General features: G+C 68.0%; 21 protein-coding genes. 12 read left to right on the top strand and 9 right to left on the bottom strand.

Annotated elements, in window-relative coordinates; all coding sequences use genetic code 11:
* Window positions 1-28: 28 nt before the first annotated feature.
* On the bottom strand, window positions 29-925 hold the full coding sequence (locus GGQ61_RS05150; RefSeq protein WP_183770278.1) for an EamA family transporter: 897 nt from the start codon (window positions 923-925) through the stop codon (window positions 29-31).
* A gap of 247 nt (window positions 926-1172) precedes the next feature.
* On the opposite strand from GGQ61_RS05150, the gene lepB reads away from it, so the two are divergent.
* The 6 genes from lepB (at window position 1173) to aspS (ending at window position 8678) form a co-directional block, all read left to right on the top strand.
* A complete protein-coding gene (gene lepB, locus GGQ61_RS05145) occupies window positions 1173-1946 on the top strand; it encodes a signal peptidase I (RefSeq protein ID WP_183770276.1) in 774 nt (257 codons plus the stop codon).
* Entirely contained in the window at window positions 1943-2641 is a 699-nt protein-coding gene (rnc, locus tag GGQ61_RS05140; protein WP_183770274.1) for a ribonuclease III, read from the top strand. The genes lepB and rnc overlap by 4 nt, the downstream gene beginning before the upstream one ends.
* Window positions 2638-3573, top strand: a complete 936-nt coding sequence (gene era, locus GGQ61_RS05135) for a GTPase Era (protein ID WP_183770272.1) — start codon at window positions 2638-2640, stop codon at window positions 3571-3573. The genes rnc and era overlap by 4 nt, the downstream gene beginning before the upstream one ends.
* A 41-nt stretch (window positions 3574-3614) precedes the next feature.
* Window positions 3615-4346 carry a DNA repair protein RecO gene (recO, locus tag GGQ61_RS05130; RefSeq protein WP_183770270.1) on the top strand — a complete coding sequence of 244 codons (732 nt, stop codon included), beginning with the start codon at window positions 3615-3617 and terminating at the stop codon, window positions 4344-4346.
* A gap of 72 nt (window positions 4347-4418) precedes the next feature.
* Window positions 4419-6668, top strand: a complete 2250-nt coding sequence (parC, locus tag GGQ61_RS05125; RefSeq protein WP_183770268.1) for a DNA topoisomerase IV subunit A — start codon at window positions 4419-4421, stop codon at window positions 6666-6668.
* Between the two features lie 180 nt (window positions 6669-6848).
* Window positions 6849-8678, top strand: a complete 1830-nt coding sequence (gene aspS / locus GGQ61_RS05120) for an aspartate--tRNA ligase (RefSeq protein ID WP_183770266.1) — start codon at window positions 6849-6851, stop codon at window positions 8676-8678.
* Between the two features lie 55 nt (window positions 8679-8733).
* Here the strand turns inward: aspS and GGQ61_RS05115 are convergent, their stop codons facing one another.
* The 3 genes from GGQ61_RS05115 to GGQ61_RS05105 form a co-directional block, all read right to left on the bottom strand.
* Window positions 8734-9624 (bottom strand): pentapeptide repeat-containing protein, encoded by an 891-nt coding sequence (locus GGQ61_RS05115; RefSeq protein ID WP_183770264.1) that lies wholly within the window; start codon window positions 9622-9624, stop codon window positions 8734-8736.
* A gap of 91 nt (window positions 9625-9715) precedes the next feature.
* On the bottom strand, window positions 9716-10204 hold the full coding sequence (locus GGQ61_RS05110; protein ID WP_183770262.1) for a pentapeptide repeat-containing protein: 489 nt from the start codon (window positions 10202-10204) through the stop codon (window positions 9716-9718).
* Window positions 10205-10276: 72 nt separating this feature from the next.
* Complete coding sequence (locus GGQ61_RS05105) at window positions 10277-12763, bottom strand: TSCPD domain-containing protein (RefSeq protein WP_183770260.1); 2487 nt, start codon at window positions 12761-12763, stop codon at window positions 10277-10279.
* 168 nt (window positions 12764-12931) lie between these two features.
* On the opposite strand from GGQ61_RS05105, the gene GGQ61_RS05100 reads away from it, so the two are divergent.
* Complete coding sequence (locus tag GGQ61_RS05100; protein WP_183770258.1) at window positions 12932-13327, top strand: NADH:ubiquinone oxidoreductase subunit NDUFA12; 396 nt, start codon at window positions 12932-12934, stop codon at window positions 13325-13327.
* Window positions 13328-13329: 2 nt separating this feature from the next.
* A complete protein-coding gene (locus GGQ61_RS05095; RefSeq protein ID WP_183770256.1) occupies window positions 13330-14007 on the top strand; it encodes a DUF2155 domain-containing protein in 678 nt (225 codons plus the stop codon).
* On the opposite strand, the gene aat is transcribed toward GGQ61_RS05095, so the two are convergent.
* From aat to GGQ61_RS05075, 4 genes are all read right to left on the bottom strand, one after another.
* Entirely contained in the window at window positions 13947-14594 is a 648-nt protein-coding gene (gene aat, locus GGQ61_RS05090; RefSeq protein ID WP_183770254.1) for a leucyl/phenylalanyl-tRNA--protein transferase, read from the bottom strand. The two genes, GGQ61_RS05095 and aat, sit on opposite strands and share 61 nt — an antisense overlap.
* Before the next feature lie 65 nt (window positions 14595-14659).
* Window positions 14660-16012 carry an acetyl-CoA carboxylase biotin carboxylase subunit gene (gene accC, locus GGQ61_RS05085; RefSeq protein WP_183770253.1) on the bottom strand — a complete coding sequence of 451 codons (1353 nt, stop codon included), beginning with the start codon at window positions 16010-16012 and terminating at the stop codon, window positions 14660-14662.
* Between the two features lie 4 nt (window positions 16013-16016).
* Entirely contained in the window at window positions 16017-16499 is a 483-nt protein-coding gene (gene accB, locus GGQ61_RS05080; RefSeq protein ID WP_183770251.1) for an acetyl-CoA carboxylase biotin carboxyl carrier protein, read from the bottom strand.
* A 10-nt stretch (window positions 16500-16509) separates the two neighbouring features.
* The gene (locus GGQ61_RS05075) at window positions 16510-16959 is read right to left on the bottom strand and encodes a type II 3-dehydroquinate dehydratase (RefSeq protein ID WP_183770249.1); all 450 of its coding nucleotides are present in this window, start codon (window positions 16957-16959) and stop codon (window positions 16510-16512) included.
* Between the two features lie 87 nt (window positions 16960-17046).
* On the opposite strand from GGQ61_RS05075, the gene thiS reads away from it, so the two are divergent.
* The 4 genes from thiS (at window position 17047) to GGQ61_RS05055 (ending at window position 19546) form a co-directional block, all read left to right on the top strand.
* Window positions 17047-17247: a sulfur carrier protein ThiS gene (gene thiS, locus GGQ61_RS05070; RefSeq protein WP_183770247.1), complete on the top strand. Its 201-nt coding sequence runs from the start codon at window positions 17047-17049 to the stop codon at window positions 17245-17247.
* 1 nt (window position 17248) lies between these two features.
* Entirely contained in the window at window positions 17249-18037 is a 789-nt protein-coding gene (locus GGQ61_RS05065; protein ID WP_183770246.1) for a thiazole synthase, read from the top strand.
* The gene (locus GGQ61_RS05060; RefSeq protein ID WP_183770245.1) at window positions 18037-18687 is read left to right on the top strand and encodes a 2-hydroxychromene-2-carboxylate isomerase; all 651 of its coding nucleotides are present in this window, start codon (window positions 18037-18039) and stop codon (window positions 18685-18687) included. The genes GGQ61_RS05065 and GGQ61_RS05060 overlap by 1 nt, the downstream gene beginning before the upstream one ends.
* A gap of 64 nt (window positions 18688-18751) precedes the next feature.
* Window positions 18752-19546, top strand: coding sequence for an SDR family oxidoreductase (locus GGQ61_RS05055; protein ID WP_183770244.1), 795 nt, complete (start codon window positions 18752-18754; stop codon window positions 19544-19546).
* Here the strand turns inward: GGQ61_RS05055 and GGQ61_RS05050 are convergent.
* Window positions 19530-21029, bottom strand: coding sequence for an FAD-dependent oxidoreductase (locus GGQ61_RS05050; RefSeq protein ID WP_183770243.1), 1500 nt, complete (start codon window positions 21027-21029; stop codon window positions 19530-19532). The two genes, GGQ61_RS05055 and GGQ61_RS05050, sit on opposite strands and share 17 nt — an antisense overlap.
* Window positions 21030-21100: the final 71 nt, after the last annotated feature.

Below are 21100 nucleotides of genomic sequence, written 5' to 3'. Positions count from 1 at the left end.
CCAGGCTCGTCCCGGCGTCGTGAGATAGCTAGGCTCGGACCAGACGCCGCTCCAGGCGCGGCCAGAAGATGTTCAGCGCCAGGCCGCTCATCACCAGGGCGGCTGCGAGCAGCTTCCATGCCGGCAGGCTTTCGCCCAGGAACACCGCTGAGGCGCCCATGCCGAACACCGGCACCAGCATGGCCATCGGGGTGATGGTGGCGGCCGGGTGGCGCGACAGCAGCCAGCCCCAGGCGGCGTAGCCGAAGAGGGTGTTGCCGACCGACTGCCAGAGCACCGCGGCCCAGGTGGCCGCGTCGGCGGCGCGGACGCCCTCGATCATCGCCGTCGGCCCTTCGAACACCAGGGCCAGGACCAGCAGCGGCGGGACGGAGAACAGGCTGGCCCAGACCACGTAGGCGAGCATGTTAACCTGGCCCGCGGCGCGCGAGAAGGCGTTGCCGCCGGCCCAGCTGGCTGCGGCGGCCAGCACGAGGGCCAGCCCCAGCGGCGTGACCGAGGCGTCGGTGTTGTGGCTGACGATCACGACCAGTCCGATGGCGGCCAGCGCCAGGGCGACCACCTGGAAGCTGCGCAGGCGTTCCTTGGCCAGCCACATGGCCAGACCGATGGTGAAGAACACCTGGGTCTGCACGACCAGCGAGGCCAGGCCCGGTGAGATGAAGCCGTTGATGGCGATGTAGAGCAGGCCGAACTGGCCGGCGCCGATCAGCACGCCGTAGGCGGCGAGGTTCTTCCAGGGCACGGCCGGCCTCTTGAGAAAGAACACCGCCGGCAGCAGGGCGAAGGTGAAGCGGAGCACCGCGAAGGTCAGCGGGGGCAGGTGGTCGAGGCCGATGCGGATAACGACGAAGTTGGTGCCCCACACCGCCACGACGGCGAGGGCGAGCAGCACATGGGTCAGCGGCAGGCCTGGACGAGTCATGAGGGGTTGATACTCCCGCAAATGCGGCGGGCAAGGCAGGAAAGTTGCGGGGTCACGCCAGGGGCGCTGAATATCTCGTCGTAGGGGCGCGCGCGAAGGAAAGCTCAATGCTGGCCTGGAGTTTGCTTGATCTGCCGCAAAAAGGCCGTATCGCGCCACAAGGAGAGTCCTCCGTCGCGCGCTTGCTCAAGGCCCATGCAACGTCTAGCTAGGCGAACTGCCCGCTGCTTCGGGCTAAGGATTGAAGATGACCGACCGCGCAGAGACCGCTTCTGAAAAAGCCAGCGGGGTGAACGATTTCGTCGAGATCGTGAAGACCGTCGCCTACGCGCTTTTGATCGCGCTGTTTCTGCGCGTCCTGTTCTTCCAGCCGTTCACGATTCCGTCGGCCTCGATGGAGCCGACCCTGCTGGAAGGCGACTACATCATCGTCTCGAAGTTCTCTTACGGCTATTCGCGCCACTCGATCCCGTTCAGCCCGCCGCTGTTCAAGGGGCGGATCATGGAGCGCTCGCCCGAACGCGGCGATATCATCGTCTTCAAGCTGCCGCGCGACGGCCGCACCGACTACATCAAGCGGCTGATCGGCCTGCCGGGCGACCGGGTGCAGATGCGCCAGGGGCGCCTGTGGGTCAACGGCAAGGAAGTCATCGACAAGGAACTGCCGCCGGTGATGATCGACTCCGGCTACGGCTTCACCCGCAACGTCCAGCGCTTCCAGGAAACGCTGCCGGGCGGCCGCACCTTCATTACCTACGACTTCGGCCCCGACGGCGACGTGGACAACACGCCGACCTTCGTGGTTCCGGAAGGCCACTACTTCTTCATGGGCGACAACCGCGACAACTCGCTCGACAGCCGCGTGCCGGCCGAGATCGGGGTCGGCTTTGTCCCGGCCGAGAACCTGGTTGGCAAGGCGCAGATCATCCTGCTGTCCTGGAACCCGGGAGCGTCGCTGTTCAAGCCCTGGACCTGGGTCATGAACGCCCGGCCCAGCCGGTTCTTCAACATCCTCCAATGAACAGACGAGAAGTCGCGGTCGCCGAACTGGAAGGCCGCATCGGCCACGTCTTCCAAGACCGCGAGCTTCTGGAGCGCGCGCTGACGCATGCCAGCGTCGGCGACGGCGCGTTGAAGGTTCGCCATTACGAGCGGCTGGAGTTCCTGGGCGACCGGGTGCTGAACCTGCTCGCCGCAGAGCGGCTGATGGCGCTGAACTCCGAGGCTCGGGAAGGCGAGATGAGCCGGCTGATGGCGTCGCTCGTCAACTACCACGCCTGCGCCCGGGTAGCCCGGCGTATCGGACTGCCCAACGCGCTGCGCATGGCGCCCAGCGCCAGCAAGATCGGCGCGCGCGACAAGGACACCGTGCTCGGCGACGCGTGCGAGGCGCTAATCGGGGCGATCTATGTCGACGACGGGCTGGACGCGGCCCGCACCTTCTTCCTGGAGTTCTGGGCCGAGGAGTTCGAGCGCCTGGATGCGCCGCAGGTCAAAGACCCCAAGACCCAGCTGCAGGAGTGGGCCCAGGGCCGCGGCCTGCCGTTGCCGCTCTACAAGGTGGTCGGGCGCGAAGGCCCGGACCACGCGCCTTCGTTCACCGTCTCGGTGAGCGTGGGCGATTATGAACCTGAACTCGCCGAAGGCCGTTCCCGTCAGGAGGCCGAGAAGGCCGCGGCCCTGGTGATGTTGCTCAAACGCGAAGGATCTCAATGACCACCCGCGCCGGCTTCGCCGCGATTATCGGAGCCCCGAATGCGGGCAAGTCGACCCTGACCAACCGCCTGGTCGGGGCGAAGGTCACGATCGTGACCCAGAAGGTCCAGACCACCCGCTTCCCCGTCCGGGGCGTCGCCATGGCCGGCGAGTCGCAGATCGTGCTGGTCGACACCCCCGGCATCTTTTCGCCGCGCCGCCGGCTGGACCGGGCGATGGTGCGTTCCGCCTGGGGCGGGGCGGACGAGGCCGATGTCACCGTGCACTTGGTCGATGTGCAGGCCGAGCTGGCCGCGGACGAACCGGGCGCCAAGTCCGCCGACAAGCGGTCGGCCGCAGACGTCCAGATGATCGTCGAGGGGCTGAAGACCGCCGGCAAGAAGGTGATCCTGGCGCTCAACAAGATCGACGGCATCAAGCGCGAACGGTTGCTCGGCCTGGCTCAACGCCTGTTCGAAACGGGCGTCTATTCCGAGGTGTTCATGATCTCGGCCGCCGACGGCCAGGGCGTCGACGACCTGAAGGCGCGGCTGGCTGAACTGATGCCCGAGGGCCCCTGGCTATATCCAGAGGAACAGACCGCCGACCTTTCGGCGCGGCTGCTGGCCGCCGAGATCACCCGCGAGAAGCTTTTCCTGCGCGTGCACGAGGAACTGCCCTACGCCGCGGCGGTCGAGACCACGGCGTTCCAGGAACGCAAGGACGGTTCGGTGCGGATCGAGCAGTCGATCTATGTCGAGCGCGAAAGCCAGCGCCCGATCGTGCTGGGCAAGAACGGCCAGACCCTGAAATGGATCGGTCAGAAATCCCGTGAGGAACTTATCGAGCTGTTCGATCGGCCGGTGCACCTGTTCCTCCACGTCAAGGTCGACGAGCGCTGGGCGGACAAGCGCGAGTTCTACGGCGACGTGGGCCTGGATTTCGACGCCTAGCACCCTAGTTTGAGCGTCATGATCCCGGTGGCGCACGGCTGATGGAGTTCGAAGACGACGCCTATGTGCTGTCGGCGCGCGCCCATGGCGAGACCGGAGCGATCGTCGAGCTGCTGACTGCGCGGCACGGGAAGTACGTCGCGCACGTCGCCGGCGGCGCCTCTCGGCGCATGAAGCCGTTCCTGCAGGCCGGGGCGCGGACCATCCTGCACTATCGCGCACGGGTGTCCGACCAACTCGGCTCGGCGCAATTGGAACCGGTCGGCGAGGGGCCCTCGGCGCTGTTCGACGACCGCATGGCGTTGGCCGGACTGTCGGCCGCCGCGGCGGTGGCGGCTGCAGCGCTGCCCGAGCGCGAGCCGCATCCCGGCGTATTTCTGGCCTTCGAGGCGCTGACCTCGGCGCTGATGCTGCCTGAGATCTGGCCGGCGGTGTTCGTGCGCTTTGAGGCCGGACTGCTGCAGGAGCTGGGTTTCGGCATGGACCTGTCGAAGTGCGCGGCGACCGGCGAGGTTGACGATCTCATCTATGTCAGTCCGCGCACCGGCCGAGCGGTGAGCCGCAAGGCCGGCGAGCCCTACAAGGATCGGCTGCTGCCGCTGCCGCCGTTCATGCTGTCGGCCCAGACCGGACTGGCGGTCGGCGACGTGAAGGCCGGGCTAGACCTGACCGCCCACTTCCTGGAGCTGTTCGTCTTCGGGCCGATCAACAAGCCGCTGCCGCCCGCGCGGGTCTGGCTGGTGGAGCGGCTCAGCGAAGCCGAGCGGCTTTAGGCCCGATCGGCCGCGGCGACTTCCGTCGTGTCGCCCGTTAGAACGGGACTGAACTGCGAGTTTGATTCGACCATGACCAAGCACATCCCCCCGCCGGGCGACGGCGAAGGCGACCGCATCATCGACGAGCCGCTGACCGAGGCGCTGTCTCGGCGGTATCTTGCCTATGCGCTCTCGACGATCACTGGACGGGCGCTGCCTGACGTGCGCGACGGGATGAAGCCGGTGCACCGGCGGCTGATGTACGCGATGCGCCAGCTGCGGCTGGACCCGAACACGACGGCCAAGAAGTGCGCCCGCGTCGTCGGCGACGTCATCGGTAAGTACCACCCGCACGGCGACACTGCCGTCTACGATGCTCTGGTGCGCCTGGCTCAGGACTTCGCGCAGCGCTACCCGCTGGTCGATGGGCAGGGGAACTTCGGCAACATCGACGGCGATAACGCCGCCGCCATGCGATACACCGAGTGCAAGCTCACCGTGGCCGCGCAGCTGCTGCTGGACGGCATCGACGAAGACGCGGTCGACTTCCGCCCGACCTATGACGGCGAGGACGAAGAGCCGGTGGTGCTGCCGGCCGGTTTCCCGAACCTGCTGGCCAATGGTTCGAGCGGTATCGCCGTCGGCATGGCGACCTCGATCCCGCCGCACAACGCCGCCGAGCTGATCGACGCCTGCCTGGTGCTGCTGGAGGATCCGAACGCCGACACCGCGCGGCTGATGGAGCACGTCCAGGGCCCTGACTTCCCGACCGGCGGGGTGATCGTCGAGCCGCGCGAGAGCATGCTGGAGACGTACGCCACCGGCCGCGGCGGCGTCCGCGTGCGTGCGCGTTGGGAGAAGGAAGACACCGGGCGCGGGACCTATCAGATCGTCGTCACCGAGATCCCGTACCAAGTGAAGAAGGCTGATCTGGTCGAGCAGCTGGCCGACCTGATCGAGACCAAGAAGGCGCCGCTGCTGGGCGACGTGCGCGATGAGAGCGCCGAGGACGTGCGGCTGGTCCTCGAACCGAAGAACCGCAACGTCGAGCCCGAAGTGCTGATGGAGAGCCTGTTCAAGCTCTCGGCGCTGGAGAGCCGTTTCTCGGTCAACATGAACGTGCTGGACGCCAAGGGCGCGCCGGGCGTCATGGGTCTGCGCCAGCTGTTGCAGTCGTTCCTGGATCACCGCCGCGAGGTGGTGGTGCGGCGTGCGCGCTTCCGTCTGGATAAGATTGAAGCCCGCCTGCACATCCTGGACGGCTTGGTCATCGCCTTCCTGAACCTCGACGAGGTGATCCGCATCGTCCGCTACGAGGACGAGCCCAAGGTCAAGCTGATCGAAGCCTTCGCGCTGACCGACATCCAGGCCGACGCCATTCTCAACACCCGGCTGCGCCAACTGGCCAAACTGGAGGAGATGGAGCTGCGGCGCGAGCATGCCGAGCTGGCGGAGGAACGCGACGGGCTGCTCAAGATGCTCGCCTCGGACCGGGCGCAGTGGCGTCTGGTCGGCGTCGGCCTGAAGGACGTGCGCGCCATCCTCGGCCCCGACACCAACCTCGGCAAGCGTCGCTCGATCTTCGACACTGCTCCGGTGGTGGACGCCGAGGCGGCCATGGAAGCGATGATCGTGCGCGAGCCGATCACGGTGATCCTGTCCGAGCGCGGCTGGATCCGCGCCGCCAAGGGCAAGGTCGAGGACCCGTCGGAGCTGAAGTTCAAGGAAGGCGACAAGCTCGGCTTCATCGTCGCGGCCGAGACCACCGACAAGCTGCTGATCTTCGCCTCGGACGGCAGGTTCTTCACCATCGGTTGCGATAAGCTGCCGGGTGCGCGCGGCCACGGCGAACCGCTGCGGCTGATGCTCGACCTCGACGACAAGACCGACATCATCGACATCTTCCCCCATAAGCCGGGGACCAAGCGGGTCATCGCCTCGAAGGAAGGCTACGGCTTCATCCTGCCCGAAGAGGAGGCGGTCAGCTTCCGCCGGGCCGGCAAGCAGGTGCTGAACGCCGGGGCAAAGGGCGCGGCCTTCGCCATGCCGATGAGCGGCGACCACTTCGGGGTGATCGGCGACAACGGCAAGATACTGATCTTCCCGCTGTCCGAGCTGCCTGAAATGCCGCGCGGCAAGGGGGTGAAGCTGCAGACCTACCGCGAGGGCGGCCTGCGCGACGGGGTGATCTTCAACGCTGAAGAAGGCGCGACCTGGATCGACACGGCCGGCCGCACCCGTGTCTGGGGCGAGTGGCGCGAGTGGCTGGGCCGGCGTGCTGCGGCCGGAAAGCTGGCGCCCAAGGGCTTCCCGACCAGCAAGCGGTTCAAGCCGAAATAGCCGTGCGGATAAGAGCGGCGGCGGACCCGACGTGAGGGCCTGACGAGGACGCTGGTCTATCAGGCCCTGGTCGACCCGGCGAAGTAGGGCGCCGAGGGGAGGGATTGGGCGCGCGCCTTGACTTTCGGGGCCCTACATGCGCCCTTCCGCCCTCGATTTTCAGAGCCTTAGCGACTCCCCATGCACGCCTACCGCACCCATACCGCAGGCGCTCTTCGCGCCGCCGACACGGGCCAGACCGTCCGTCTTTCGGGCTGGATCCACCGCAAGCGCGACCACGGCGGTCTCGTCTTCATCGATCTGCGCGACCACTACGGCCTGACCCAGCTGGTGATCAGCCCGGAGACTCCCGGCTTCGACGTCATCGAGCGCCTGCGCGCCGAGAGCGTCATCCGCGTCGACGGCGAAGTCGTGGCCCGCAGCCCAGAGACGGTGAACGCCAATCTGCCGACCGGCGAGGTCGAGGTGCGCGTGCGCTCGGTCGAGGTGCTGTCGGAAGCCGCCGAACTGCCGCTGCCGGTCTTCGGCGAGCCGGAGTATCCGGAAGAGATCCGCCTGAAGCACCGCTATCTGGACCTGCGGCGCGAGACGCTGCACCGGAACATCGTGCTGCGCTCGAAGGTCATCCATTCGATCCGCAACCGCATGATCGAGCAGGGCTTCCTGGAGTACCAGACGCCGATCCTGACGGCCTCGTCGCCGGAAGGCGCGCGCGACTTCCTGGTCCCCTCGCGGATGCACCCGACCAAGTTCTATGCGCTGCCGCAGGCGCCCCAGCAGTTCAAGCAGCTGCTGATGGTTTCGGGCTTCGACCGTTACTTCCAGATCGCGCCGTGCTTCCGTGACGAAGACCTGCGCGCCGACCGCTCGCTCGAGTTCTACCAGCTCGACGTCGAGATGAGCTTCGTGACCCAAGAGGACGTGTTCGCCGCGATCGAGCCGGTGATGCACGGGGTGTTCGTGGAGTTCGGCGGCGGCAAGCGCGTCTCGCCGATCGACCAGCCGATGTCCTATGTGGACGACTTCGGCAAGACCATCGAGCACCAGGGCTTCGAGCGCCTGACCTACTTGCAGTCGATGGCCCGCTACGGCACCGACAAGCCCGACCTGCGGAACCCGATCGTCATGCAGGACGTCTCCGAGCGCTTCCGCGGCGGCGGCTTCGGCCTGTTCGCGCGCATTCTGGAAGACGCCAAGAACGCCGTCTGGGCGATCCCGGCCCCGAAGGGCGGCAGCCGCGCGTTCTGCGACCGCATGAACAGCTGGGCGCAGGGCGAAGGCCAGCCGGGCCTGGGCTATATCTTCTGGTCGGAAGACCAGGGCGGCTGGGGCGGCCCGATCGCCAAGAACCTCGGTCCCGACGCGACCCAGGCGCTGATGGAACAGATCGGCATGGGCCAGGGCGACGCGGCCTTCTTCGTGGCCGGCGATCCCAAGGCCTTCGTGAAGTTCGCCGGCGCCGCCCGCACTAAGGTCGGCACGGACCTGAACCTGGTCGACGAAGACCAATTCAAGTTCTGCTGGATCGTAGACTTCCCGATGTTCGAGTGGAGCGAGGAAGAGCAGAAGGTCGACTTCTCGCACAACCCGTTCTCGATGCCGCAAGGCGGCCTCGACGCGCTGCTGAACCAGGACCCGCTGACTATCCGCGCGTTCCAGTACGACATCGTGTGCAACGGCTACGAGCTGTGCTCGGGGGCGATCCGGAACCACCTCCCCGAGGTGATGGTGAAGGCGTTCGAACTGGCCGGCTACGGCGCCAACGTCGTCGAGGAAGAGTTCGGCGGCATGCTGAACGCGTTCCGCCACGGCGCGCCGCCTCACGGCGGCCTGGCGCCCGGCATCGACCGGATCGTCATGTTGCTGGCCGGTGAGACCGCGATCCGCGAGGTCATCGCCTTCCCGCTGAACCAGCAGGGGCAGGACCTGCTGATGAACGCGCCCTCGGAGGTGCTGGAAAAGCAGCTCAAGGAACTGCACATCCGCCTGGCGCCGCCGATCAAGGTCTGAGGCCTATCGACAGGTATGGAAAAGGGGGCCGTGGGCCCCCTTTTTTTTGTGCCCGCTAGTCGACGGCGGCGAAGAAGCGAGGCGGGGCCGGCGGCGCGGGGGCCGCGGGCGGGGCCGGCGGCGCAGGGCTGCGGCTGACGACCCGGACGCGGGCGCCGCGATGGCATGCCTTGGCGATCAGGCCGGGCGGGACGCGGGTGGCGCCGTCGGCGCAGGCGTCGTCGAGCTGGTCCTGCTCAAGGCCCTTGGCGCGGGAGAGGTCGACCCCGGCGATGTTGGCGCCGGTCAGGCCGGCGCCGCGGAAATCAGCGTTCACGAAGGTCGCGCCGCTCAGGCTGGCGGCCGAGAGATCGGCGTCGCGGAACGAGGCGTGGTCGAAGGCCCCCGAGCCGAGATTGGCCCCCGTCAGCGCTGCGTCTCGGAAGTCTGCGGCGCGGGCGTTGGCCTTGGAGAAGTTGGCGGCGCGCAGCTCGGCGCCGCGCAGCGAGGCGTTGGAGAGGTTGGCCTTGCTGAAGACGGAGCCGGCGGCGGCGGCATCGCGCAGGTCGGCGCGGGCGAGGTTGGCCCCCCCAAAGTTGACTCCCCGCGCCTCGACGTCGCGCAGCCGTGCGTCGGCCAGCACCGCGGTGGTGAAGTTCGCGCCGACCATCTGGGCGTCGCTGAGATCGGCGCGCGACAGATCCGCGCCGCTGAAGTTGGCGCCGAGGAAGCGAGCGTCGCGCAGGTCCGAGCCGACCAGCGCGGCTTGGGCGAAGTTCGCGCCGACGAACTGGGCGCCGGCCAGCTTGCGGCCCGACAGCTCGCACTTGGCGCAAGCGCCGCCGAACGAGACCATCCGCGCCACATCCTTGTCGCCCATATTGGCGCTGGCGAGGCCGGGAATGGCGGCGAGCGCCACGGCGACCAGGGCGGAAAGGGCGGGCAGGGAACGCTTCAGACGAGGCATCGAAGCTTGGCGTTGTTGGTCCATGATGTGAGCATGTGCTCTCGACACCCTGTGGACGCTACTTAATTCGCCGTAATTGTCAGCGGCTTAGCTAGCAACTGGGGATGCGCAGGCCGCCGGGCAGGCGGGTCGAACCATCCCCGCAGGCGCGGTTCAGTTGGGCTTGAGACAAGCCGCGTGCGCCGTTGAGCTCGGCCCCGGAAAAATTGGCCCCGTCGAGCTTGGCGCCGGCGAAATTCGCCCCGCTGAGATGCGTGCCGACAAAGCTGGAATTGGTGAGATCGGCGCCCGCGAAATTCGAGCTTGAGAACACGCCGCCATAGGCTTCGACATCGCGCAGGTCCGCGCCGGAGAAGTTCACGCGATTCATCACCGCGAGCGACAGGTCTGCCTGGCGCAGGCGCGCGCCGGCGAAGTTCTGGCCTCGCATCTCGAGCCCGGCCATGTCGGCCTGGAAGAGGTTGCACTTCGGACAGCTGGCGCCGCGTCGCGCCTGGCCGATCTGGCCGGCGTTCTGGGCGCTGGCAGGCGCAGCTACGGCGAGGGCGGCGAGGACGCCGATCGCGACGAGCGGTTTCATGAGGAGCCCTCCGACAAGGGCTCCTTGCTTACCGGTGAAGCTTTAAGGCGAGGTGACCGCGACCGAACGGCGTCATCCGGTCATGTCGCCGCCCTGCGGCGTCGCCCGGGTTCCGCAGGTCTCGCAGATCAGGCTGGCGCCTTTGCGGACGACGGCGATGTCGCCGCAGGCCGCGCAGACGTCGGCCTCGGCCGCGGGCGGTCGGGCGGCGGCGCTGGGCAGGAAGACCAGGTTGTCGGGCGCCGCGCCGCGGGCGAAGCCGCGCGAGATGAAGTGACTGGCCGGCTGGGGCCCGTCTTCGTCCTCGTTCTTGCCGTCGCCGAGGCCGTCGGCGTTGAGCGCGTCGGGGTCGGCGTTGGCCAGGTCGTTGCGGCCGAGGTACGAGACGCCGAGTTCGCGGAACAGGTAGTCGAGGATCGAGGTCGCCGAGCGCACGGAGTCGTTGCCGGTGACGGGGCCCGCCGGCTCGAAGCGGGTGAAGACGAAGGCGTCGACGAACTCGTCGAGCGGCACGCCGTACTGTAGGCCGATCGAGATCGCGATGGCGAAGTTGTTCATCAGCGAGCGGAAGGCGGCGCCTTCCTTGTGCATGTCGATGAAGATCTCGCCGAGCTCGCCGTCCTCGTACTCGCCGGTGTGCAGATAGACCTTGTGGCCGCCGACGCTGGCCTTCTGGATGTAGCCCTTGCGCCGGTCGGGCAGCTTGCGGCGGGTGCGCTCGCGCTCGACGATGCGCTCGATAATCCGTTCCGGCTGCGGGGCGCGAGCCTCGGCCTCCGGTTCGCGAACCGTGCGGGGCGGCGGTTCGCTTGTCTTGGGCAGGTCCAGCACCATCTCGGCCGGGGCCGCGGCGCGCCGCATGCGCAGGGCCGGCGCCTTGGCGGCGGCGGCTAGGGCGATCACGCCGGCGGCGTCGGCGGGGGTGGTGTCCCACTCCAGCTCAAGATCGGCCATGGCCGGCACGGCGAGGGCGTGGGCGATGACGGCCAATACTGCGAAGTAGGGTTCGGGGCCCAGGTCGTCGGCCGTCTCGAACACCGCCTGCTGGGCGGCGGTCAGGAAGTTGGCCTGCGAGAGCGCGCCCGATCCCATGGCGTAGGCTTCGGCCTGCGCGATCTCCTCGTCGCCGAAGCCGGCCAGCTTGAGCACGTTGAGATTCGGGTCGGCGAGATCGGCGTCGGTGGCGCCGAGCACGTCGCAGAGGAAGCCGGCGTCTATGGCGGAGAAGGCCTCCGCCAGGGTCGCGGCGAATGGCAGGGCGGCCTCGGCCTGGGCGATCTCGTGATCGGTGAACCCGCGTGCGGCGAGGGCGGCATGGTCGACGCCGGGGGCTTCCGAGAGGTCCTGGCCCCCGAGCAGCCAGGCGCGCGCCTGGGAGAGGTCCGCGCCGATCGCCGTCAGGCCGCACAGCGCGGATTCGGTCATCACCCGCGTCAGTACGCCGTCCTCAGTCTGGGCGACGGTGACAGGGCCGAGCCAGGGGGCGGCCGAGGCGCTGGCTCCGCCGAGGCGAAGGGCGAGTTCGGGATCGTCGAACACCGCCAGACCGCCGTTGAGCTTGGCGCCCGAGGCGACGCAGGCCGAGGCCGCGTGCCGGTAAAGGTCGCGGATCGCGGTGCGGCCGGCCTCGGAGTCATAGGCCAGGCCCTGCGCGACCAGCCAATCGGCGACACCGGCCAGACCCAGCGAGGCCGGGCGCTCGCCGCCGACCGCGGCCAGGGCGTTGGCCAGCAGCGCGACCGCGGACGCGAAGCCGGCGGCGTCGAAGTCCGGCCCGGACCCGAAGCTCATAAGATTGACGGCCCCGCGCGCGCCGCCCCAGGCGCGGGCGACGCCCTGGGCGATGTCCGGGGTGAGGGCGAGCGCCAGGGCGCCGGTCTCCCAGGCGGCGGCGGCGAGGACCGGTTCGGGTGCGCCGGCGGCGACGCAGATCAGTTCAAGATCCTCCACGGCGCCGAAATCCGGTTCGGCGGACGCCCATTCGAGTTCGCCGGCCTTCGCCAGGGCGATCGCGTCGAGGATCATCGCGTCGGTGGCGCCGGCGGTTCGGGCGGCCTCTGCGCTGCGCGCGAGGCTGGCGTTGGCCCGCAGGTCGGCGCAGGCGGCCGGATCGCCTTCGCAGCGAAGGATGGAGTCCATCACCGCCTGGAGCCGGGCGCCCATCTCGCGAGCGGCGGCGCGCGCCATGGAGCGGCCGCGATGTCGGGCGCGCAGGGCGGCGATGGCCGACGCGCCGCCGTCGCCAAGCTGGACGACGGGCGTCGTCGCGTCAGCCCGCGGCCAGGACATGGCGATCTGACCGGCCAGCATGGCCGCGCCCAGGTCGCGGCGGAAGGCGGCGCGAGCGCGGGCGTTCTCGAACAGCACAGCCGAATCGCCGCGCTGCACGAGGTCTTCGGCGAAGCGGAACACGGCGGCGGGCAGATCGGCATCCTCGCCCAGCCAGTCGAGCCAGGCTTCGACCCGCGCATCGGTCCATGACGCTGGGGCCAGAACGTCGGTCACGCTGGACGCGCGCTCGAGCGTCCGCCGTTCGATCCTTGCCGCTTCTGCACCCATATCCGGCTCTCCCGTCTGGCGAGTCTAGCAGCGTCGTTAACGCGGGCAATAGATGTTGCGGTTTGCGGGGCGCCTATCCCCAACATATTGCGGCTTTCGCGCCGCTGGACGGTGGGGCGCCGGGCGCCTATAGTCCGGCCGCTTCCTGTCTGTCTGGAATTCCCAAACGTGCTCAAGAATATCTTCACCTGGTGGAACGGCGCGACCATCGGCATCCGCAACACGGTTCGCGGCAGCGTCTTCATCGGCAAGGACGAGCTGGGGAACAGCTACTACGAAGCCCGGGACGACAAGAAATCGTACGACAAGGGCCGCAAGCGGCGCTGGGTCATCTACAACGGCTACGCCGAAGCCTCGAAGGTCCCGGCCGACTGGCACGGCTGGCTGCACTACACCTTTGACGAGCCGCCGACCAAAGAGCCGCTGAAGCGCCAGGCCTGGGAAAAGGATCACGTGCCGAACCTGACCGGCACCGTGCACGCTTGGAAGCCGCAGGGCTCGATCGCCCGCGGCGGCGAGCGTCAGAAGGCGTCGGGCGACTACGAGGCCTGGCGGCCCGAATAGGCATGTCGCGCGGCCGCACCCTTGCCGGACTGGCGGTGCTGAGCGCCCTGGCGGGCGCCGGCGTGGTGAGCGCGCAGCCGACCACACAGAACACGCAGCCGACGCAGCCGACCCTGCTGCAACCGCCGCCGGCGGTTCAGCCGAGCACGACCCCGAATGGCGGCGCGGCCCCGCCGGTCGCTCAGCCGCCGCCGGCCCGCGAAGAGGCGCCGCCTGCTCAGGTGGCTCCGCCGCCCCCGGTCGCCGCTCCGCCGATCGCGGCCGAGGAGGTCGAGGAAGCCCCGCCGCCGAAGGCCCAGGTCGCGGCCAAGCCGGCCGAGGCCGCCAAGCGCACGCGTTATGACGTCGCGGTCATCCAGGCGCTGGACAAGGTCTCGGCGGAATCCATGCGCTTCGAGGCGGCCGTGGGGCGGCCCGTGCGCTACAAGAATCTCGTCTTCACGGTGAAGGCCTGCGAACGATCGGCGGCCGATGAGGCGGTCGAGGACTCGATCGCGCATGTGACCGTTGAATCCCAGCCGCGCGCTGCGCCCGGCAAGCCGACTCCGCCGCCGCGCCAGGCGTTCCGGGGGTGGATGTATGCGTCGTCCCCGGGCCTCAACCCGCTGGAACACCCGATTTATGACGCCTGGCTGATCACCTGCAGGGCGGCCGCGCCCGTCCCGACGGCGGCGCGCTGAAGCGAGGCCTGCGCCTCGAGCGCGCGGGCCAGGCGGCGGTGATACTCCGCCCGCGGAATCTCCACCGCCCCGAAGGTCGAGAGGTGGTCGGTGATGAACTGCGCGTCGAGCAGCTTGTAGCCGTCGGTGAGCAGCCGGGCGACCAGATGGACGAGCGCCACCTTTGAAGCGTCGGTGCGGCGGCTGAACATGCTCTCGCCGAAGAAGGCCGCGCCGAGCGAGACGCCATAGAGGCCGCCGACCAACTCGTCCCCCAGCCAGCATTCGACGCTATGGGCGTGGCCCATCTCGAACAGCTGGGCGTAGAGGTCTTCGATGACGCCGTTGATCCAGGTCTCGGTGCGGCCGGGCTTAGGGGCGGCGCATTCGAGAACCACCCGCGAGAAGGCCGTATCGATGCGGATGTCGAAGGGATCGCCACGAACGGTGCGGGCCAGGCGGCGCGAGACGTGGAAGCTGTTCAGCGGAATGACGCCGCGTTTCTCGGGATCGATCAGGAAGACCCGATCGTCTTCGCGCGCATCGGCCATCGGGAACACGCCACGGCCGTAGCACTCGAGGAGCTCGCGGGGGCCGAAACGTTTCATGGCGGCAGTCTAGTGGATTTAGCCCTGAGTTTCCTCCCCCGCGCGGGCGGGGGAGGATGTCAGGGTCAGGCCTCGTCCTGTTGCGACTTCATCCAGCGTTCGAGCCAGTGGATGTTGTAGTCGCCAGTCAGGAAGTCGGGCTGGTGCAGCAGTTCCTGGAACAGGGGGATCGAGGTTTCGATGCCGCCGACCACCATCTCGTTCAGGCAGCGATTGACGCGGGCGATGCATTCCTCGCGGTCGCGGCCGTGGACGATCAGCTTGCCGACCAGGCTATCGTAGTAGGGCGGGATCGAGTAGCCGGCGTAGAGCGCGCTATCGAGGCGCACGCCCAGGCCGCCGGGGGCGTGGAAGTCGGTGACGAGGCCTGGCGAAGGCGCGAAGGTCTTCGGGTTCTCGGCGTTGATCCGGCATTCGATGGCATGGCCTTCGAAGACGACGTCTTCCTGCTTGAACGACAGCGGCAGGCCGGCGGCGATACGGATCTGTTCGCGCACCAGGTCGATGCCGGTGATGGCTTCGGTGACCGGGTGCTCGACCTGCAGGCGGGTGTTCATCTCGATGAAGAAGAACTCGCCGTTCTCGTACAGGAACTCGATGGTGCCGACGCCGAGATAGCCGATAGCCTTGATCGCATCGACGACGACCTTGCCGATCTTGGCGCGGGCGGCGGCGTCGATGACCGGCGAGGGAGCTTCTTCCAGCACCTTCTGGTGACGGCGCTGAAGCGAGCAGTCGCGTTCGCCGAGGTGGCAGACATTGCCGAACTTGTCGGCGATGACCTGAATCTCGATATGACGCGGGGTCTGGAGGTAGCGCTCCATGTAGACCGCGTCGTCGCCGAAGGCGGCCTTGGCCTCGGCGCGGGCGGTGGAGACCGCCTCGTAGAGGTCCTCCTCGGTCTGGGCGACCTTCATGCCGCGCCCGCCGCCGCCGGCGGCGGCCTTGATGAGCACGGGGAAGCCGATCTTCTTTGCCGCCTCGAAGGCTTCTTCCTCGGTGGTCACGGCGCCGTCGGAGCCCGGCACGACGGGGATGCCGGCGTCCTTAACCGCCTGTTTGGCGGTGATCTTGTCGCCCATCATCTTGATGTGCTCGGCGGTCGGGCCGATGAAGGTAAAGCCGTGCGCCGCCACTATCTCGGCGAAGCGGGCGTTCTCTGACAGGAAGCCGTACCCCGGGTGGATCGCCTGAGCGCCGGTGATCTCCGCCGCGGCGATGATCGAGGGGATGTTCAGGTAGGACTTGGCGGCGGGGGCCGGGCCGATGCAGACGCTTTCGTCGGCCAGCCGCACCCACATGGCGCCGGTGTCGGCCTCGGAATGGACCGCCACGGTCGAGATGCCCATTTCCTTGCAGGCCCGGTGGACCCGCAGGGCGATCTCGCCGCGATTGGCGATGAGGATTTTGTCGAACATCGACTTACTCGATGACGATCAGCGGTTCGCCGAATTCGACCGGCTGAGCGTCCTGGACGATGATCTCGACGATCTTGCCGCCGCGCGGCGCCGGGATCGGGTTCATGGTCTTCATGGCTTCGACGATCAGCAGGGTCTGCCCGGCGGTGACGGTGTCGCCGACCTTCACGAAGGCCGGAGCGTCGGGCTGAGGTTGCAGGTAGACGGTGCCGACCATCGGCGACTTCACCACGTCGCCCTTGCGCTCGACGGCGGCAGGGGCGGTCTCGCCAGCCACGGGGGCGGCGGCCGGGGCCGGGGCGGCGGCGTAAGCCGGAGCAGGAGCGTACTGGACGGCCGTCGGAGCGGCGGTCTTGGCGACGCGGATCTTCAGGTCGTTGTGCTCGACTTCGATCTCGGTCAGGCCGGTCTCGGTGAGAATGTCGGCCAGTTGGCGCACCAGACGCGCGTCGATCGGGTCGGCGGGGGCCTTCGGACTGCTAGCCATTTGATAATCCTTAGTTTTGGCTTTGGCGGGCCAGGCCCGCGGCGGCCTCGACGGCCAGTTCGTAGCTCGCCCCGCCGAAGCCGGAGACGACCCCGGTGGCGACGAGGGACACATAGGTTTCACGACGGAACGCTTCGCGCGCCGCCGGGTTGGACAGGTGACATTCGACGACAGGAATATCGAGTGTCTTCAGGGCGTCCAGCAGGGCCACGGAAGTGTGACCATAGCCTGCGGGATTTATCACGACGGCGCAGGCCTCGGTCCGGGCTTCCTGCACCCAGTCGATGAGCTGGCCTTCATGGTTGGATTGGCGGAAGACCACGGCATGACCGAGGGCGCCGGCGCGGCGTTCGCAGCGAGTGCGGACGTCCTCCAGCGTCTCCTTTCCGTAAATCTCCGGCTCCCGGACCCCCAAGAGGTTGAGGTTGGGTCCGCTAAGCACATAGATCGGTTTCGACATTCGGCTCCGCCGTCGATTCCGCCGTCTTGTAACGGGCGGCGGCGGGGGTCACAAGCATTCGGAAACTCCAAGCTTCACGAGGGCGTCATGACGCTGACCATCAACGGGGAACAAAGGGCCTTCGGCGGGTTGTCGAGCGTGGCCGCCCTGGTTGCGGAACTGGGCCTGGATGCGCGCAAGGTGGCGGTGGAGCGCAATCTGGAGATCGTACCGCGATCGGCCTATGGACAGACCGCGCTCGCCGACGGCGACCGCATCGAGATCGTGCATTTTATCGGAGGCGGCTGACATGGACGGGTCTACCCACAAGGAAGACACCTGGAGCGTGGCGGGCCGGACCTTCACCTCGCGGCTGATCGTCGGGACGGGGAAGTACAAGGACTATGCGCAGAACGCCGCAGCCGCCGAGGCCGCAGGCGCTGAGATCGTCACCGTCGCGGTTCGCCGGGTGAACCTGTCCGATCCCAACCAGCCGATGCTGGTCGACTATGTGAAGCCCGACCGCTTCACTTTCCTGCCGAACACGGCCGGTTGCTTCACCGGTGAGGACGCGATCCGCACCCTACGGCTGGCGCGCGAAGCCGGCGGCTGGGATCTGGTGAAGCTGGAAGTGCTGTCCGACACCAAGCACCTCCTGCCGGACATGGAAGAGACCCTGCGGGCGCTGAAGCTGCTCGTCGCCGACGGGTTCCAGGTGATGGTCTACTGCAGCGACGACCCGGTCTACGCCAAAAAGCTGGAAGACGCGGGCGCGGCGGCGATCATGCCGGCGGCGGCGCCGATCGGCTCGGGACGCGGCATTCAGAACTTCCTGAACCTGGGGCTGATCATCGAGCAGTCCAAGGTGCCGGTTCTGGTCGACGCCGGGGTCGGGACGGCCTCGGACGCCACCCTTGCCATGGAAACCGGTTGCGACGCGGTGCTGATGAACACCGCTATCGCCGGGGCCCAGGACCCTATCCGCATGGCCATCGCGATGAAGCACGCCGTGATCGCGGGGCGGGAAGCATTTTTGGCAGGACGTATGCCAAAACGTATGTATGCTGACCCATCATCCCCGCTATCCGGTCTGATCTGATGAGCCTTGGCGTCGACGTCTACTGGTCCTTCCGCAGCCCCTATTCCTACCTGGTGGTCCCGCGTCTGCGGGAATTGGCTGAGACCTACGACGTCGATGTCCGGATGCGGCCAGTCTATCCGCTGGCGGTCCGTTCGGAGGGATTCTTCACCAAGCAGGATCCGCTGTTTGTCCCGTATCTGGTGAGGGACGTTCGGCGGTTGGGGGACTTCCTGGGCCTGCCGTTGGTGTGGCCGAACCCCGACCCCGTAGTTATCGGACAGAACCTGAACGGGGCGGCCGAGCAGCCGCACCTGGACCTGCTGATGCCGTTGGGCGTGATCGCCGCGCACAAGCCGGAGGCGCTGGCTTTCTATGACGAGGTCTCGCGCCTGATCTGGAACGGCCAGGACATGCCGTGGAACGAGGGCGACAAGCTGGCGCGGGCCATCGAGCGTGCGGGGCTCGACATGGCCGAACTGCAGGCCGAGGCAGCCGGCAAGAAGGACGAGATCGCCGCCGAGATCGAGGCCAACCAGGTCGCCCACCGCGAGAGCGGCCATTGGGGCGTGCCGACCATGGTCTTCGACGGCGAGCCCTTCTTCGGTCAGGATCGCTTCGACGTGCTGGTGTGGCGGCTCAAGCAGCGCGGCCTGCAGAAGCGCGCCTAAAAAATTCAGCGGCGTTCCGTTACGGAACGCGCTCTAGGCTCCTGAAAACGGGAGCGAGGCGCACATGGGCAAGGCCAACGGGCGCAAGTCCATCTTCATCACCGGCGCGGCGTCGGGCATGGGCCGCGAGACGGCCAGGCTGTTCGCTGGCCAGGGCTGGTTCGTGGGCGGCTACGACGTCAATGAGGCTGGGCTTGAGGCGCTGAAAGCGGAGCTTGGCCAGGACAATTGCGCAGTCCGCCGGCTCGACGTCACCGACCGTGACGACTACCGAGTGGCGCTGGCCGAGTTCGGCGAGGCGACGCGCGGGAAGATGGACCTGCTCTATAACAACGCCGGCATCGGCCGCGGCGGTCCGTTCGCCGAACAGCCGTTCGAGGACGTGATCGCGGTCGTCCAAGTCAATCTGATGGGCGTGCTGATCGGCATCCACGAGGCGATCGGCCTGCTGAAGGCGACGCCCAACTCGCTGTGCTTCACGACCTCGTCGTCCTCGGCGACCTTCGGCATGGCCAACATTGCGGTCTATTCGGCCACCAAGCACGCGGTGAAGGGCCTGTCCGAGGCGCTTTCGGTCGAGTTCAAGGCCTATGGCGTGCGGGTCGCGGACGTGCTGCCCGGGGTGATCGACACGCCGATCCTGCCGCCTGGCGTCGCCGAGGCGGCGCCCAAGGAGGGCATGTTCCGCGCCATCCCGCCGGTCGAGGTCGCCAAGGCGGTGTGGGAGGCCTACCACGCCGACAAGCTGCACTGGTACGTGCCGCCTGAACTGATCGAGCTGGACAAGGCCGCGACCCTGACGCCGGAGGCGGTGCGCGACCAGATGGCCCAGGGCGGGCTGTTCAGCGCGCCGCCTTAGGGATCATGTCGGCCTCGGCCGGCAGGCCCAGCAGCTGGAACATCTCGGCGCGGTCGGGGCCGGGCCTGGGCGGATAGACGTGCGCCTTCCTGTCTCGGCCGGTGGCCCAGTAGCGCAGCACCTTGGCGAGGTTGTCCGGGCGCTTCAGCCAGGCGGAGGGATGCTCCAGCATGTGAAAGCCCCGTAGCGCCTCGCGCAGCAGATTGGCGTCGGAGCGGATGGCGATATTCACGCCGTCCTCAAGGAAGCTTTTGACCACTCGGCTGCGCAGGCTGGGGCGATAGCCGGGGGTGAGTTGCTGGCGCGCTCGCCGGATTGCGGCGCGGTCCTGGTCGCGCATGTTGAGATAGTAGGGCCGAAGGTCCGCGCTGACCCTGGCCTGGAACGCCTGGACACGGTCGGCGGGGTCCCCGGTGGAGACCAGGATGTCGCGCAAGGCGTAGGCGGTGACCGCCGCGAACGAGCAGCCGCGGCCGTAGAGGGGGTTCGTACGGACCAGGGCGTCGCCGACCGGGAAGTAGCCCAGCAGCGGCGGCACGCCCTCGCCGGCGATCTCGCGCCAGCGGCTTTGCAGTTCGCCCATCCCGAACACGTGGCTGACGGCCTCGGCCACGGTTGGATCGACCCAGGGAGCGAGGCCCGGCAGGCGCGCGCAGATGGCGTCGAACACCTCTGGCCGAACGATGGCCTTGCGCAGCTCGAACTCGGGCTCCGGCGTGCAGAGCGTGATCGAGAAGCAGCCGTTGTCGGCTGGGAACAGCCCAAACTTGAGGAAGCCGAGGTCGCCCGTGCCGCCGGCCCTGGTGCGTTGGGGCTCCTGAGCCCCCGGCAGCAGGCGGAAGTGGCGGGTGAAGTAGACGATCCCGGCGGTCTCGCTCTCCTCGGGGATGACGGCGCCTTCTTCGACGAGCTGCTCGACGCAGGAGGAGGTGCGGCCGCCCGCGTCGATCACGAGATCCCCGATGATGTCGCGCGCCCCGCCAGCATCGGCGACCGACACCCCGACGACGCGCAGACCTTGGGGATCGCGCTGGGTCAGCAGCCGGCGGACGAAGGTCTCCGAATCGATCCGGATATTCGGATAGCGCTCGACGTAGCGGCGGATGACCAGTTCCAGGGTCGTGCGCCGGCTGGTCAGGACCACGAAGTCGCGGTCGGCGGGCTGGGGCCGGTAATCCTGGCGATGAACGTCGGTGAGCATCCGTTCGAAGCCGAGCTCACGGCAGCCCGCAGCCATCAGGTCGGCGTGCAGTTCGGGGTGCTCGTTGCGGATGATCGTGCGCAGCCGGGCCAGGAAGGCGTGGCTGTGACGCAGGTGGCTGACGCCGCGGCGGCTCCAGTCGGCGAAGGCGTGATCGCCGCCGCCGCGCGGCGGCGGCGGGTCACGTTCGAGAATGACGATATCGCGGCCGGTCGGCGCGAGGGCCAGCGCCGAACACAGGCCGCCGATACCAGCTCCGATGATCAGCACTCGTTCGTGCATTCGGCTCGCCGTAGTCGGACGGACAGACTCTCAAAGCACCCTAGAGGAGCCTAGCTGCGTCGTTCAGCGGC

Source organism: Phenylobacterium haematophilum (assembly GCF_014196295.1).
Classification (GTDB): Bacteria; Pseudomonadota; Alphaproteobacteria; order Caulobacterales; family Caulobacteraceae; genus Phenylobacterium; species Phenylobacterium haematophilum.
This window is presented reverse-complemented; position numbering and strand designations above follow the sequence as displayed.